Raw genomic sequence first — 15016 nt, 5'->3', positions numbered from 1 at the left:
CGGCAGTGCCGACCCCGGGGAGCCCACGCGGCGGCTGAGGGTGCTCAGCGGCCGGCAGGGGCCTCCCCCGTTCCGCGCGCTGTCTCCCATCCGGACTTTCTGGGGGCGGACGAGCCGCACCCCAACCGTCGGCCCCGGATTCTCACCAGGTCCACCGTTCGGCCGAAGCCGTCCGGGTCGCGGGCTTACCACGGTCGGACCGTGGATCACCGCCGGTTCGGAATTTCACCGAGCCCCGCCAGCGCGTGGTGGGTACACGGGAAGTCTTACACGTTCCGCCCGGCCGTGCGCCACAGAGGCGAGCTACCTCACAGGGCCGGTCAGGTGACGCCGCGACGGCGGTCCACCGCCACGTACGAGCCGGGCTGGCTCTTGGCCACTGTCTTCATCTCCGAGGCCACCGCGATCGCCTCCAGCGGGTCGGTGAACCGCTTGCCGGAATCGGACAGCGACACGCCGATGGAGAGCGTGACGAGCGCGGCGCGGCGGATGTTCCCGCGCCGGTCCTTCAGCTCGACGAAGCCGCGTTCCCGGTCGGTGGCGTCGTAGAGCGCGTCCGCGGCCTTCTCGAAGTCGACCACGGCCCGGCTGGTCAGCGGCCGGACCTGGTTGGGGGCGCAGACGATGACGAAGTCGTCGCCGCCGACGTGGCCGAGGAACGCCGGTGGCAGCCCGATCGACACCACCGCCCGGTGCAGGCTGCGGGCCAGGGCGGAGATGAACTCGTCGCCGCGCACGAAGCCGTACCGGTCGTTGACGCTCTTGAACCGGTCGATGTCGATGTAGCCGACGGCGTAGTCGACGCCGTTGCGCACCCGGTCGCTGATCTCCCGCCGGATCCGGCTGTTGCCGGGCAGGCCGGTCAGCGGCGAGACCTCCCGGAACTCCTTGTTGCGCCGCAGCGTGGAGTTGACCCGGGCCACCAGTTCCAGCGTGTCGAACGGCTTGACCAGGTAGTCGTCCGCGCCGACGCTGAGCCCGTTGACCTTGTCCTGGGTCATCCCCTTGGCGGTGAGCATGATCACCGGCAGGGCCGAGGTCATCGGGTCGGCGCGCAGCCGCCGGGTCAGTTCCAGCCCGTCGATGCGCGGCATCATCAGGTCGACCACGGCGAGGTCGGGCCGCTGCCGCTCGATGATCTCCAGCGCCTCCTGGCCGTCGGCGGCGTGCAGCACCTCGAAGCCGTGCAGGCGCAGGTTGAACTCGACGAAGCGGGCGATGTCCTCGTCGTCGTCGACGACGAGGATCACGTCGGGTCGCTCGCCGGCCGGGTCCATCTCAGGCCCCGGTCATCGCGCGTTCCGCCAGGCCCCGCAGGCGGCGTACCGCCTCCGCGGGATCGTCAGCGCCGTAGACGGCGGTGCCCGCGACGAACGCGTCGGCGCCGGCCGCGGCGGCCTGCTCGATGGTGTCCGCGGCGATGCCGCCGTCGACCTCGATGCGCAGCTCCAGGTGCCCGCTGTCGACGTGCCGGCGGGCCGCGCGCACCTTGTCCAGCAGTTGCGGCAGGAAACGCTGGCCGCCGAAGCCGGCCTTGATCGTCATGATCAGCAGCGTGTCGAAGCTCGGCAGCAGCTCCAGGTACGGCTCGATCGGAGTGTCCCGGTCGATCGCCAGCCCCGCCTTCGCCCCGGCCGAGCGCAGGTCCTTCGCGAGCGCCACCGGGTCGTCGCACGCCTCGGCGTGGAACGTGACGTTGTACGCGCCCGCGTCGGCGTACCCGGGCGCCCAGCGGCGCGGGTCCTCGATCATCAGGTGCACGTCGAAGGGGATCTCCGTGACGGCACGCAGGCTCTGCACCACCGGCAGCCCGATGGTCAGATTGGGCACGAAGTGGTTGTCCATGACGTCCACGTGCAGCCAGTCGGCGGCGGGCTCCACGGCACGGACCTCGTCGGCGAGGCGGGCGAAATCGGCGGCCAGGATGCTGGGCGCGACGATCGGCGGCGGTACTGTCACCGGGCCAGTGTACGAACGCGGTGATCCGGAGGTAGCGGCACGGCTCCCGGAGCGACAGCTGGTGATCCTTCCGTGACCGATGGTGCGTCATCGGGCCGTCCGGCGAGAAATTCGGCACGAATAGTCGCCGGTGACTGGCCGATCGATTGAAAGGTGACGAAACTCCTACAGGGACGGTCACGTATGCTGCACGCCCGGGCGCGGGGGACGCCGGTCGGGCCTATGACGACCGGCTGTCATCTCTCCCGGAAGGGGCGGACGATGCGACGGTGGCTCCACGTGCTCGCGCTGGCCGGCGCCGCGACGGTGGTGCTCGCGGGATGCGCACAGGCGCACCGGGCCGACGGCGACCTGATCGACGACTGGGCGGCACTGCCGGTGCCGCAACTGTTCGTCCCGGCGACCGAGGCGTGCCTGCCCCGGCTGAGCACCGTGGTGTCCGCCGCCACGTACGAGACGGTGAACTGCGCGGGCAGCCACCTGGCCGAGACCGTGCACGTCGGCCGGTTCACCGGGCCGGAGGCGCAGGGCGTACGCCCGGAACCGGGCTCGCCGGCGCTGCGGACCGCGCGCGCCGAGTGCGACCAGCGGGCGCGGGAGATGATCGGCGGGGACTGGCACGCCGCCCGGCTCACGCTGAACATCGCGCTGCCGACGGTGACCGCCTGGGCGTCCGGCGCCCGCTGGTTCCGGTGCGACCTGGCCGAGACCGACAGCATCGACAACACCCGCCCGGTCAACCGGGTCGGCAGCCTGCGGGGCGCGCTCGTCGGCGACAACCCGCTGGTGCACAGGTGCTTCGACCCGAAGCTGATCGGCCAGAACCTCAACTACATGGCCCCGGTGCTGTGCACCGAACCGCACCGGGCGGAGTTCGTCGGCGTCTACGAGGAACGCGACATGAGCTGGGCGGAGTTCACCCGCGGCGCGCCCACCACGCACCGGCGCTGCATGACGCTGATCGCCGCGTTCGCCGAGGTGCCGGACAACGCCGAGCTGCCGTACCGGGCCGGGTCCATCTTCTACCCGCCGTCGGAGCGGGAGTGGGAGGAGGGCGACCGGGGCGTGCGCTGTTTCCTGTGGAGCGACGACCGCAAGCTGAACCGCTCGGTGCGCGGAGCCGGGCCCGAGGGACTCCCGGTGACCTGAGCGACTGCCGTATGCTGCACCGCCGAGGCGTACCGGTCGGCCGGACGGCTCCGGACGACGGGGGAGGTCGGTCGGGATGCGGCGATGGTGGACGGCGGTCACCGTGGGCGCGGTGATGGCGCTGGCGCTCGGCGGCTGCGCCGCGCCGGCCGGGGTCGACAGGGACCTGACCGACGACTGGCCCGCGTTCGCCGCGCCCGTCGGTTTCGTGCCGCAGTCCGGCGCCTGCCATCCCACCGTCGCCGACGTCGGATACCTCAGCGGCTACCAGCCGGTCGACTGCGCCGCCCCGCACCGCACTGAGACGCTGCACGTGGGCACGATGACCGGGGCGGAGGCGGAGCGTTCCGCGCCGCCGCGCACCGGATCGGCCGGGATGCGCGCCGCGCACGCCGACTGCGGCCGGCAGGTCACCCGCGCCGTCGGCGCGGACTGGCGCTCCGGGCGGCTGCGGCTGGCGGTGGTCTTCCCGTCGACGCTGGCGTGGTCCGGCGGGGCCCGCTGGTACCGCTGCGACGTCGCCGAGGTGACCGATCTGGACGAGGGCGCCGTGGCCCAGCGCACCGGAAGCCTGCGCGGGGCGCTCAAGCCCGGCTCGAAGCTCGCGCTCGGCTGCTTCAACCCGAAGCTGCGCAAGGACGAGGTGGAGTCGATGCGGCCGGTGGCCTGCACCAGCAAGCACCACGCCGAGTTCGTCGGTGTCTACCAGGCGCCGGACATCAGCTACGCGGAGTTCGACCGCACGCCGCTGCGCACGCACAAGGCCTGCCGGGGCCTGATCGCCAAGTACGCCGGGCTGCCGAACGACGGCAACATGCAGTACCGGGCCGGGACCATCATCTACCACCCGTACGAGGAGCAGTGGCGCGACGGGGACCGGGGCGTGCAGTGCTTCCTGTGGGTCTCCGGGCGGACGCTGACCAAGTCGGTCAAGGGCGCGGGCGCCAAGGCGCTGCCGATCAACTGAGACCCGGGCGGGGCGGGCCGGCACCCACCCCGCCCGGGGCCGCTCAGCCGACCTGCAGCGTCACGTCGTCCACGACGAAGCTGGTCTGCAACGAGGAGTCCTCGACCCCGGTCCACTTCAGCGTGACCGTCTGACCGGCGTACGCGGCCAGGTTGAAGGTGCGCTGGGTGTAGCCGGTGGCCTTGTTCAGGTTCGAGTACGTGGCCAGCGTGGTCGAGCCGACCTGCACGGTGAGCTTGTCGTACGCGACCGAGCTGGTCGTCTCGGCCGTGTCGATGTGCAGCCAGAACGAGAACGTGTAGCTGCTGCACCCGGCCGGCAGCGTGACCGACTGGGACAGCGTGTCGGTCCGCGAGGAGCCGTACCCGTTCATCCACGCCTTGTACGACCCGGTGCGGGCCGCCTGGCTGGAGCTGTTGGTGATCACGCCGGAGCTGGCGGTCCACGGCGTGGTGCCGGACTCGAAGCTGCTGTTGCCGATGAGCTGCCCGCCGGTGCAGCCGCCGCTGCCGCCGGTCACGGTGATCGTGTAGCTGGCGGTGCGGGTGGCCGAACCGGTGCCGGTCACGGTGAGCGTGAACGTGCCGGTGGTGGCCGACGACGAGGCGCTGACCGTCATGGTGGACGAGCCGCCCGAGGTGACCGACGACGGGCTGAAGCTCACCGAGACCCCGCTCGGGGCGCCGCTGGCGGACAACGAGACGGTCTGCGCGCTGCCGGCGGTGGTGGCGGTGCTGACCGTGGCGGTGGTGGAGCCACCCCGGGCGACGCTGCCGGAGGTGGGGCTCACCGAGACGGAGAAGTCGTTGGTGGGCGTGCCGCCGCCGACCGCGAGCGCCCAGATCGCGTACGCCACGCCGTCCGCGGCCCGGTTCAGGATGGTCGTGTTGATGTTGCTGGTGTTGTCGCAGGAGCGGTGGTAGCAGCCGTCGTACGCCGCGCCCGCGGTGCCGCCCCACTTGCTGGCCTGCGCCGAGGACTTGGTGTAGCTGGCGCCCGCCGCGTAGCCGGAGGTCTGGATGCCGGCGTTGGCGAACGAGTAGTCGTCGGAGCGGCCCTGCCCCTCGGTGTTCTCCTCCGGCGAGATGCCGAACGAGTCCCAGTACGCCTTCAGCGGCGCGGCGGTGGCCGAGGTGATCCGGTTGATGAAGTAGCCGCCGTTGGGCGAACCCACCATGTCGAAGTTGTAGTAGCCCTTGATGTAGCCGCGCTGGGTGGAGCTGAGCTGGTTGACGTAGTGCTTGGAGCCCTGCAGCCCCTGCTCCTCGCCGTTCCACCAGGCGAACCGGACCCGCTTGGTCATGGTCGGGTTCTGCGCGGCCAGCACCAGCGCGTTCTCCAGCAGCACCGACGAACCGGAGGCGTTGTCGTTGATGCCGGGGCCGGCGGCGACGCCGTCCAGGTGCGCGCCGAACATGACGACCTGGTCCGAGGGGCCCTGCGGCCACTCGGCGATCAGGTTGTTGCCCGGGTAGGTGCAGGTGGAGCAGTTCTGCTCGGTGACCGTGTAGCCGGCGGCCTGGAGCTTGCCCTTGACGTAGTTGACCGACGCCGTGTAGCCGGCCGAGCCGGAGCGCCGGTTGCCACCGTTGCTGGTGGCGATGGAGTTGAACTGGCTGAGGTGGGCCTGGATGTTGCTGAGGGAGACGTCCGGCGCGGCGAGCGCGGCGACGGCCGGGGCGGGGGCGGAGGCCGGAGCGGGCGCGGCGGAGGCGGTGCCGGCCAGGCTCGCCGTCGTCAGGGTGGCGACGAGGGCGAGCGCGAGGCTCGTGGTCGGCGTTCTGCGTCTCATGGAGACTCCTCGTGGGGGTTCGGCGGGCGGGGTGCCGGGACCGGTGATCGGAACAGTTACATGTATCGATCGCACAGTCAACGGGCTGTCACATCCCACCGACCCCCTCCCCCCACCGGGATGCCGCACACGCTCCATCCCTCCCCATTTCGCCGCACGACGATCAAGGAGTTCGCGTCCGGGCACGACGGACCCGGAGGCACGAACTCCTCGATCGACTGCGGGAGGGGTGGGTCAGGTGCGGCGGAGAACCGCCAGGAACATGGCGTCGGTGCCGTGGCGGTGCGGCCACAGCTGCACCGTGGGCCCGTCACCCAGGCCCGGCATGCCCGCCGGCAGCAGCGGCCGCGCGTCGACGAAGTCGACGCCGAAACCGCACCGCCGGGCCGCCTCGGTCACCGTCACGTGCGTCTCCACCACGTGCGGCGAGCAGGTCACGTACGCGACCAGGCCACCCGGCCGGGCCGCCCGCAACGCGGCGGTGAGCAGTTCGCGCTGCAACCGGGTCAGCGGCGGCAGATCCGACGGCTGGCGGCGCCACCGCGCCTCCGGGCGGCGGCGCAGCGCGCCCAGCCCGGTGCACGGCGCGTCCACGAGCACCCGGTCGAAGTGCCCCTCCGGCAGCTTCGGGTCGCTGCCCACGCTGCGCCCGTCGGTGTGCAGCACCGTCACCGGCAGCCCACGGGTGGCCTGCTCCACCAGCCGAGCCCGGTGCTCGGCCACCTCGACCGCCGTCAGCCGCGCGCCACGGGTCGCGGCGAGCGCGCCGAGCAGGCCGGACTTGCCGCCCGGGCCGGCGCACAGGTCCAGCCACCGGCCGTCCGGGCCGTCCAGCGGGGCCGCCGCCAGCGCGTCCGCCACCAGCTGGGACCCCTCGTCCTGCACGTGCGCGCGGCCGTCGGCCACCGCCGCCAGGTCACCCGGCGCCCCGCCGGGCAGGTAGACCGCGTACGGCGAGAACGCGCCGGGCGCGCCGCCCACCTCGTCGGCCAGCGCCACCGGGTCGGCCCGGCCCGGCCGGGCGCACAGGTGCACCGGCGGGCGCTCGTTGTCCTCGATGAGCAGCCGGGTCGTCTCACCCATGTCGCCGCCCAGGGCCTCCGCGAACGACCGCACGATCCACTGGGGATGGCTGTACGCCAGCGCGAGGTGCCCGATCGGGTCGGTCTCCTCGGACGGGGCGAGCTTGGCCACCCAGGCGTCGGCGTCCCGGCTGGTGATCTCCCGCAGCACCGCGTTGGCGAACCCGGTGGCCCCCGGTCCCACCGACCGGACCAGGTCGACGGTGGACGACACCGCGGCGTGCGCGGGCACCCGGGTGTGCAGGATCTGGTACGCCCCGAGCCGCAGCGCGTCGCGCACCGGCGGGTCGATGCGCTGCACGTCCCGCCCGGCCGCGTCGGTGACGATCGCGTCGAGCGTGCCGGTGTGCCGCAGCGTGCCGTAGGTCAGCTCGGTGGCGAACGCGGCGTCCCGGCCGGTCAGCCCGGCCTCGCGCAGCATCGCCGGGAGCACCAGGTTGGCGTACGCGTCGTCGCGGTGCACCGCCGCGATCGCCTCGTACGCGACCTGCCGGGGCAGGTCGACGGCCGGACGGGCCGGACGCCCGCCCCGCCGGTCCCCGCCGAACCGGTCCCCGCCACGCCGCTCGCCGCGCTCACGGTCACCGCCGGACCGGTCGCCGGCACGCCGGTCCGCGGCGGGCCGGTCGGCGCGCTGCCGGGCACCGCGCTCACGGTCGCCGAACCGGTCCGGACGCGACGGCCCCGTCACGCGAACACCTCGCCGGCGGTGACCCGGGCGCCCCGCGCCCAGTCGCCGGCGGGCATGGCCTTCTTGCCGGCGGCGCGCACCTCGCCCAGGCGCACCGGCGTGGTGGCGGTGCCGACGAGCACGCCCGACTTCTCCACGTGCAGCTCCCCCGGCTTCAGCTCCGGGCCGTCGGCCACCGGTGTGACCGGGCCGAGCTTGACCCGGTCGTCGCGGAACGTGGTCCACGGGCCGGGCGCGGGCGTGCAGGCGCGGATGCGCCGGTCCACCGCGAACGCGGGGTCGCCCCAGCGGACCCGGGCGTCCTCCACCGTCAGCTTCGGGGCGAGCGAGACACCGTCGGCGGGCTGCGGCACGGCGCGGGCGGTGCCGGCGCCGATCGCGTCGAGGACGGCGACCAGCAGCCCGGCGCCGGAGTGCGCGAGCCGTTCCAGCAGGTCACCGGAGGTGTCGGCGGGGCGGATCTCGTCGGTGACGGTGCCGTAGACCGGGCCGGTGTCCAGCCCCGCCTCCAGCTCGAAGACGCTGGCCCCGGTCAGCTCGTCACCGTGCAGCACGGCGTGCTGGACCGGCGCGGCGCCACGCCAGGCGGGCAGCAGCGAGAAGTGCAGGTTGATCCAGCCGTGCCGGGGGATCTCCAGCGCCACCGGCGGCACCAGCGCGCCGTAGGCGACCACCGGTACGCAGTCCGGCGCCAGCTCGCGCAGCCGGTCGAGGAACTCCGGCTCGCGCGGGCGGGCCGGGGTGAGCACCTCGACGCCGTGCGCGTCGGCCCACGCGCCGACCGGTGAGCGGACCAGTCCCCGGCCACGACCGGCCGGGGCGTCGGGGCGGGTGACCACGGCGAGCAACTCGTGCCCGGAGGCGGCGATCGCGTCCAGGGCCGGTACGGCGACCGCCGGGGTGCCGGCGAAGACCAGGCGCATCCGGGTCACCGCCCCAGGCCGAACGGGTTGCCGGCGGCGTGCGGGCTCAGCTTGACGGTGGGCGGCGCGGCCTGGTCGTACCACTCGGCCTGGCGGATCGCCTTCATGGCCTCCTTGCGGCCGGCCGGGTCGAGCCGGTCGACGAAGAGGACCCCGTCGAGGTGGTCGGTCTCGTGCTGCACGCAGCGGGCCATCAGGCCGGTGCCGACGATCTGCAACGGGTCGCCGTAGCCGTTGAAGCCCTTGGCGATCACGTTCTGCCGGCGCTTGGTGTCGAAGTAGAGCCCGGGGATGGACAGGCAGCCCTCCGGGCCGTCCTGCTCCTCCTCGTCAGGGAACTCCAGCACCGGGTTGACCAGGTGGCCGAGGACGTCGTCGACGTCGAAGGTGAACACCCGCAGGCCCACCCCGAGCTGCGGCGCGGCCAGGCCGGCGCCGCTCTGCTCGCGCATCGTGTCGGTCAGGTCGGCGATCAGCTTGCGCAGCTCGACGTCGAAGTCGACGACCGGGTCGGCCGGCGTGCGCAGCACCGGATCGCCGAACAGACGGATGGGCTGGACGGTCACTCGGCGTGGCTCCTTGTCTGGGTCGAACGATGCGCGTCCAGTCTACGGAGTCGGCCCGGCCGCCCCGGGTCGCGTACCGGGAACGGTGACCGGGGCCGCCTCCCGCCCCACCCGCACCGGCAGCGTGGCGTGACCACGCAGGGTGAGCCGCACCCGCCGCTCGGGCCGGCCCGCGAGGGCCATCTCCGGCAGCCGGCGCAGCAGCAGCGGGAACGCCACCTGCGCCTCCAGCCGGGCCAGCGCCGCGCCGAGGCAGTAGTGCGGCCCGGCACCGAAGGACAGCGGCGCGATCTGCGCCCGCCACGGGTCGAAACGGGCCGGATCCGGGTAGCGGCGCGGATCGCGGTTGGCCGCGCCGAGCAGCACGATGACCCAGCTCGCCGGCGGCAGGTCGACCTCGCCGTACCGGGCGGGCGCCGTGCTCATCCGCGAGGTGAGCTGCACCGGCGAGTCGTAGCGCAGCAGCTCGTCGACGTAGGCGGGGGCGACGTCGGGCCGCTCGCGCAGCGCCGCCGCGGCGGGCGGATGCGCCAGCAGCGCCACCAGGCCGTTGCCGAGCAGATTCGTGGTGGTCTCGAAGCCGGCCACCAGCAGCACGATCAGGTTCGCCAGCAGCTCGTCGCCGGAGAGCCGGTCACCGCCGTCGTGGGCCTGGACCAGCGCGGTGGTGAGGTCGTCGGCCGGCGCCCGGCGGCGGGCCGCCACCAGCTCGGTGAAGTACGCGCGCAGCTCCGCCGCTCCCCGGTCGGCCACGGCGAGCTCGTCGGCGGTGATCTCCGGTTCGAGCGCGCCGGTCAGGTCGGCGGCCCAGCGCCGGAACAGCGGCCGGTCCGCCGCCGGGACGCCGAGCAGCGCGCAGATCACCCCGACCGGAAGCGGGTACGCGAACGCGCCCATGAAGTCGACCGGCTCGTCGGCGGTGAGCATCGCGTCGACCAGCTCGTCGGCCTGCGCCCGCACCACGTCGCGCATGGCGGCGATCCGGCGCGGGGTGAACGCGCCCGCGGCCAGCCGTCGCATCCGGCTGTGGTCGGGCGGGTTGGTGCGCAGCATCGACCGGGAGATCGACAGCATCGCCGGGCTGTCCCGCCAGCCGGGCAGGAACTGGTCGCGCAGCGCGTCGTCCATCACCCCGAACCGGGCGTCGCGCAGGATCGCGTCGGCCTCCGCGTACCCGGTGACCACGTAGAAGACCGGCCCGGCCTGGACCACCGGGCCGTGCGCGCGCAGCCGCTCGTACGTCGGGTAGGGGTCGAGGCGCCCCTCGGGGGACATCAGCAGCGCGAGCGCGTCGGTGGGATCCACGATTCCGCCTCCCCAGGCATCGGAGGCCTTCATCATGCTCCCGCCCGCCGGATCGGGTGAACCCGTGACGGCGAGGTGGCGGTGTCCCGCGCGGTCAGGCGCCGGCGCCCGGCTCCCCGGCGAGCACCGGGCCACCGCCGAGCAGCGCGTGCTCCGGCAGCGGCAGCGTGATGCCGTGCGCGTCCTCCCAGTCGTGGATCAGGCCCGGCCGGGCCTGCGCGGTGAAGAACTCGACGGCGCTGATCCCGCCGACCACCGGCTCCTCCACCTCGGCGACCAGCCGGGCCGCGACCATCGGCAGGCCGGCGCGCACGGCGGCGCTGAGCCGCCGGTGCCCGTCGACGACGAAGAAGTACTCGCCGGTGTAGCCGATGCTCAGCGGCTCCGGCTCCCCGTCGCCGCCGGCCACCTCGGCCGCGACGTCGGAGTCCCAGAGACCGCGCAGCGTCGACACGTCCTCGGTGGGGTACACCCGGGCCGGGTCGAGCAGCAGCAGCGGCTGGCCGGCGCGCAGCACGTCGGCGCCGAGACGGCCCTCGTAGACGTCGATGACGTGCGCGATGACCTGCTCCGGGTTGGCCCGGGTGGTGTCGCAGACCAGGTCGTAGTTGCGCAAGCGGGCCTTGTCGACGCCGTACCGCACGATGAACCGGCCGCGCTCGCTCTCGCTGCGCTCGCGCAGCTTGGCCCGCGCCTCCTCCAGCGAGGTGTAGCTCTCGGCCGGGCCGGACGGGCGGGCCAGCACGCGCCGGGCCGCCTCGGTCGGCTCGGTGATCATGTGCACCTTGAGCGCGTCGGTGAAGAAGTGCCACGCCAGGCGGGAGTCCATGACCAGGGACTCGCCGGAGGCGGCGATGTCGCGCTGGAGCTGGTCGACGTAGCCGTCGACGGCCTGGTCCAACTCGGCGTGCAGGTTGAGCTGGAGGGCGGTCATCTGCCGCTCCTGGGCCATCTGGCGGTAGAGGTCGCCGACGCTGACCCGGCGCAGCCCCAGCCGCTTGGCGATCTCGACCGAGACGGTGCTCTTGCCACTGCCGAGGTCACCGTTGAAGACGATCGACTGACGAACGGTCACGACTGGTCCACCCCTGCTCACCGGCTGACTGACGACATCGAGTGTCGGCCCGACGTGCTCTGGCACCCGCCGCGCCGCGTCCCGCGCGGGGAAACCGCGCGGCTGGGCATGACGGGCGATGCTATCACCGTGCGCTACCCGATTGCCGGACCAGGTGTGCGGCAAACCCCAGCTCACGACCGTCCGCGAAGGCCCGCGTGCGCAGTGTCACGCCGATCGGGTCCGGTCAGAACAGGGTGAGCGGATCGACCTGCAGCCGCACCGGATCGGCCGCCTTGCGGGCGCTGCGCTGCCCGGCGGCGGAGTGCAGCGCCTCGGCCATCGCGGCGGCCCGGGACCGGGGCACGCGGACCAGCATCCGCTCCCGGCCCTCGTCCGCCGGCACCGGGCCGAGCACCTCGGCGTCATCGGGTAGCCGGGCGCCGGCGAGCAGGTCGGCCACCGCCTCGGCCGCGCCGGTGACGCTCGCCATCCGTACCGCGGGCGGGAAGCCCAGCTCCCGCCGCTCGGCCAGCTCCCGGGCGGCGAACCAGGCGGAGTCCCAGCGCAGCAGCGCCTGCACCGGCGCGAGCGCGCCGTCGGCGACCACCACCACCCGGCCACCGGCCGGGCCGGGCCGGGCCAGCGCGGCGGCGGCCATCCAGCGCCGCAGCGCCTCCTCGCCGGCCCGCAGGTCGGCCCGGGTCAGCAGCGCCCACGAGTCGAGCAGCAGCACCGCGCCGTAGCCGCCGTCGGCGACCGGCTCGGCGCCCGGCGTGGCGATCACCAGCCCGGCACCGCCCGGCACCGTCGCCAGCACCTCCTCCCGCCCGGAGGTGCGCACCGGCACGCCGGGGAACGCCCGGCCCAGCTCCTCGGCGGTCCGCCGGGCGCCGGTCACCGAGGCGCGCAGCCGCCGCCCGCCGCACTCCGGGCAGGCGTACGCGGCGGCCACCCGGCCGCACCAGCGGCAGGCGGGCGTGCCCTGTGCCGAGGGCAGCGCGAGCGGTCCGGCGCAGTGCGGGCAGCGGGCCGGGGCGCGGCAGTCGGCGCAGGCCACCGACGGCACATAGCCCCGGCGCGGCACCTGCACCAGCACCGGCAGGTCCGCGCGCAGCGCGTCCCGGGCGGTGGTCCAGGCCAGGCTCGGCAGGCGCGCCGAGGCCGCGCCGGGATCGCGGGCCAGTTGCGGGTCGTCGCCGGTGGGCGCCATGGCCGGGGTACGCGCGCGCACCACCGCCCGGTCGGCCACCACCTCGCGCGCCCAGCCGGTCTCCACGAGCAACTGCGCCTCGGCGGTACGGGCGTACCCGCCGACCAGTGCGGCGACGTCGCCGAGCTGCGCCCGGGTGAGCAGCACGTCCCGGGCGTGCGGGTACGGCGCGCGAGGCTCGGCGTGCAGGTCGTCGCCGTCGTCCCAGATCGCCACCAGGCCGAGGCGGGCCACCGGGGCGAACATCGCCGCCCGGGTGCCGATCACCACGTCGGCGTCCCCCGTCCGGGCGGCGAGGAAGGCCCGGTAGCGGCGGGACGGGCCGTCGGCGGCGGTCAGCCGGACGTGCCGGCCCGCGCCGAGCACGGCGGTCACTGCCGCGTCGAGGCGGTCCAGGTCACGGGTGTCGGCCACCACGACCACGGCGCCCCGGCCGCCGGCCACGGTGGCGGCGACCGCGTCGGCGTACCGGTCGGCCCAGTCCTCCCCGGCAGCGCGGACCAGACCGCGCGGGCGGGCCTGCCGTCGGTGAGCGCGCGCAGCAGCGCCGGCCCGGCCGGGTAGTCCCGCCAGCCGCGCGGGTCCACCTCCGCCGGGCCGCCCGGCCGGGCGTCGGCGGCCTCGGCCGGCAGGCCGTGGGGCGCGGTGCCGTCGGCGGTGGCGATGCTGCCGTCGGGCGTGGCCGAGGCGGTGGGTGGCGCGTCCGCGGCGGTGGCGGCCTTCTCGGCGCGGGCGTGCCGGGGCGGCACGGCGAGGCGGAGCACGTCGGCGAGGCTGCCGGCGTACCGGTCGGCGACCGCGCGGGCCAGCCGGGCCACCTCCGGGGAGAGCACCGGCACCGGGGAGACGACCTTCTCCAGGTACGCCAGCTTCGGGTGCTCGGACGACTCGGCGCGCTCCAGCAGCCAGCCGTCGACGAGTTGCCCGGCGAACCGCACCTTCACCCGTACCCCGGGCCGGGCGTCGGCGTCGAGCGCCTCCGGCACCAGGTAGTCGAACGGGCGGTCGAGGTGCGGCAGCGGCACGTCCACGCAGACGCGCGCGACCGGCGACCCCGGTGCGGGTCGCCGGTCGCGGCGCGTGGTGGCGGTCAGGCTCCCGCGGCCGACTTGAGGTCGGCGGCCCGGTCGGTGCCCTCCCAGGTCAGCTCCGGCAGCTCCCGGCCGAAGTGGCCGTACGCGGCGGTCTGCTGGTAGATCGGGCGGAGCAGGTTCAGGTCCCGGATGATGGCGGCCGGGCGCAGGTCGAACACCTCGGCCACGGCCTTCTCGATCGAGGCGACCGGCACGGTCTCGGTGCCGAACGTCTCGATGAACAGGCTCACCGGATGTGCCTTGCCGATCGCGTACGCGACCTGCGCCTCGCACCGCTCGGCCAGACCGGCGGCGACGACGTTCTTCGCCACCCACCGCATCGCGTACGCCGCCGATCGGTCCACTTTGGATGGATCCTTGCCGGAGAACGCGCCGCCACCGTGCCGGGCGTACCCGCCGTAGGTGTCCACGATGATCTTCCGGCCGGTCAGACCGGCGTCACCCATCGGCCCACCGATCTCGAACCGGCCCGTCGGGTTCACCAGCAGCCGGTAACCCTCGGTCTGAAGGCCGAGGCCCTCCAGCTCCGGCGCGATCACGTGGTCGCGGATGTCCGGGGTGAGCAGCGACTCCAGCGAGATGTCCGCCGCGTGCTGGCTGGACACGACTACGGTGTCGAGCCGGACCGGCCGCAGCCCGTCGTACTCGATGGTCACCTGCGTCTTGCCGTCCGGCCGCAGGTACGGGATCGTGCCGTCCTTGCGCACCGCGGCGAGCCGGCGCGAGAGCCGGTGCGCCAGCGCGATCGGCAGCGGCATCAGCTCGGGCGTCTCGGAGCAGGCGAAGCCGAACATCATGCCCTGGTCACCGGCGCCCTGGGCGTCCAGCGCGCTCTCCGACCCGCCGGTACGCAGCTCGAAGGCGTTGTCGACGCCCTGGGCGATGTCCGGCGACTGGGCACCGATGGACACGCTGACGCCGCAGGACGCGCCGTCGAAGCCCTTCTTCGACGAGTCGTACCCGATCCCGAGGATGGTCTCCCGGACGATCGTCGGAATGTCGGCGTACGCCTTGGTGGTCACCTCGCCGGCCACGTGCACCTGGCCAGTGGTGATCAACGTCTCCACCGCGACCCGGCTGTGCGGGTCCTGGGCGAGCAGCGCGTCGAGAATGCCGTCACTGATCTGGTCGGCGATCTTGTCCGGGTGGCCCTCCGTGACCGATTCGGACGTGAAGAGACGTGTCACGGCACTCCTAAGCATGTGAAGACTTTTAAAGGTC

The 15016-nt window shown here is 74.1% G+C and carries 11 protein-coding genes, 1 pseudogene and 1 riboswitch; of the genes and pseudogenes, 2 read left to right on the top strand and 10 right to left on the bottom strand.

All coding sequences use genetic code 11. From position 1 onward, the window contains the following. Positions 1 to 74: 74 nt before the first annotated feature. Positions 75 to 247: riboswitch (FMN riboswitch) on the bottom strand. Positions 248 to 320: 73 nt separating this feature from the next. Continuing rightward, positions 321 to 1277: a response regulator gene (locus ACQP26_RS11950; protein ID WP_269700461.1), complete on the bottom strand. Its 957-nt coding sequence runs from the start codon at positions 1275 to 1277 to the stop codon at positions 321 to 323. Between the two features lies 1 nt (position 1278). Next, a complete protein-coding gene (gene rpe, locus ACQP26_RS11945) occupies positions 1279 to 1959 on the bottom strand; it encodes a ribulose-phosphate 3-epimerase (protein WP_174534484.1) in 681 nt (226 codons plus the stop codon). A 261-nt stretch (positions 1960 to 2220) separates the two neighbouring features. On the opposite strand from rpe, the gene ACQP26_RS11940 reads away from it, so the two are divergent. Next, positions 2221 to 3108, top strand: a complete 888-nt coding sequence (locus tag ACQP26_RS11940) for a septum formation family protein (RefSeq protein WP_281578312.1) — start codon at positions 2221 to 2223, stop codon at positions 3106 to 3108. 76 nt (positions 3109 to 3184) lie between these two features. Further along, entirely contained in the window at positions 3185 to 4075 is an 891-nt protein-coding gene (locus ACQP26_RS11935) for a septum formation family protein (protein ID WP_269700465.1), read from the top strand. 43 nt (positions 4076 to 4118) lie between these two features. On the opposite strand, the gene ACQP26_RS11930 is transcribed toward ACQP26_RS11935, so the two are convergent. From ACQP26_RS11930 to metK, 8 genes and pseudogenes are all read right to left on the bottom strand, one after another. Continuing rightward, positions 4119 to 5867: a M28 family peptidase gene (locus ACQP26_RS11930; RefSeq protein WP_281578314.1), complete on the bottom strand. Its 1749-nt coding sequence runs from the start codon at positions 5865 to 5867 to the stop codon at positions 4119 to 4121. A 234-nt stretch (positions 5868 to 6101) separates the two neighbouring features. Beyond that, complete coding sequence (locus tag ACQP26_RS11925; RefSeq protein WP_433495736.1) at positions 6102 to 7640, bottom strand: RsmB/NOP family class I SAM-dependent RNA methyltransferase; 1539 nt, start codon at positions 7638 to 7640, stop codon at positions 6102 to 6104. After that, complete coding sequence (gene fmt, locus ACQP26_RS11920) at positions 7637 to 8563, bottom strand: methionyl-tRNA formyltransferase (protein WP_269700468.1); 927 nt, start codon at positions 8561 to 8563, stop codon at positions 7637 to 7639. The genes ACQP26_RS11925 and fmt overlap by 4 nt, the downstream gene beginning before the upstream one ends. A gap of 5 nt (positions 8564 to 8568) precedes the next feature. Then, on the bottom strand, positions 8569 to 9129 hold the full coding sequence (def, locus tag ACQP26_RS11915; protein WP_269700469.1) for a peptide deformylase: 561 nt from the start codon (positions 9127 to 9129) through the stop codon (positions 8569 to 8571). A gap of 42 nt (positions 9130 to 9171) precedes the next feature. Next, positions 9172 to 10434 (bottom strand): cytochrome P450, encoded by a 1263-nt coding sequence (locus tag ACQP26_RS11910; RefSeq protein ID WP_433495735.1) that lies wholly within the window; start codon positions 10432 to 10434, stop codon positions 9172 to 9174. A gap of 94 nt (positions 10435 to 10528) precedes the next feature. Further along, positions 10529 to 11509, bottom strand: a complete 981-nt coding sequence (locus ACQP26_RS11905; protein ID WP_433495734.1) for an AAA family ATPase — start codon at positions 11507 to 11509, stop codon at positions 10529 to 10531. 226 nt (positions 11510 to 11735) lie between these two features. Then, positions 11736 to 13732, bottom strand: a pseudogene (locus ACQP26_RS11900) (primosomal protein N'). Positions 13733 to 13791: 59 nt separating this feature from the next. Beyond that, positions 13792 to 14997, bottom strand: a complete 1206-nt coding sequence (gene metK, locus ACQP26_RS11895; protein WP_433495733.1) for a methionine adenosyltransferase — start codon at positions 14995 to 14997, stop codon at positions 13792 to 13794. Between the last annotated feature and the right edge of the window lie 19 nt (positions 14998 to 15016).

Source organism: Micromonospora sp. CA-248089 (genome assembly GCF_050948515.1).
Lineage (GTDB): Bacteria > Actinomycetota > Actinomycetes > Mycobacteriales > Micromonosporaceae > Micromonospora.
This window is presented reverse-complemented; position numbering and strand designations above follow the sequence as displayed.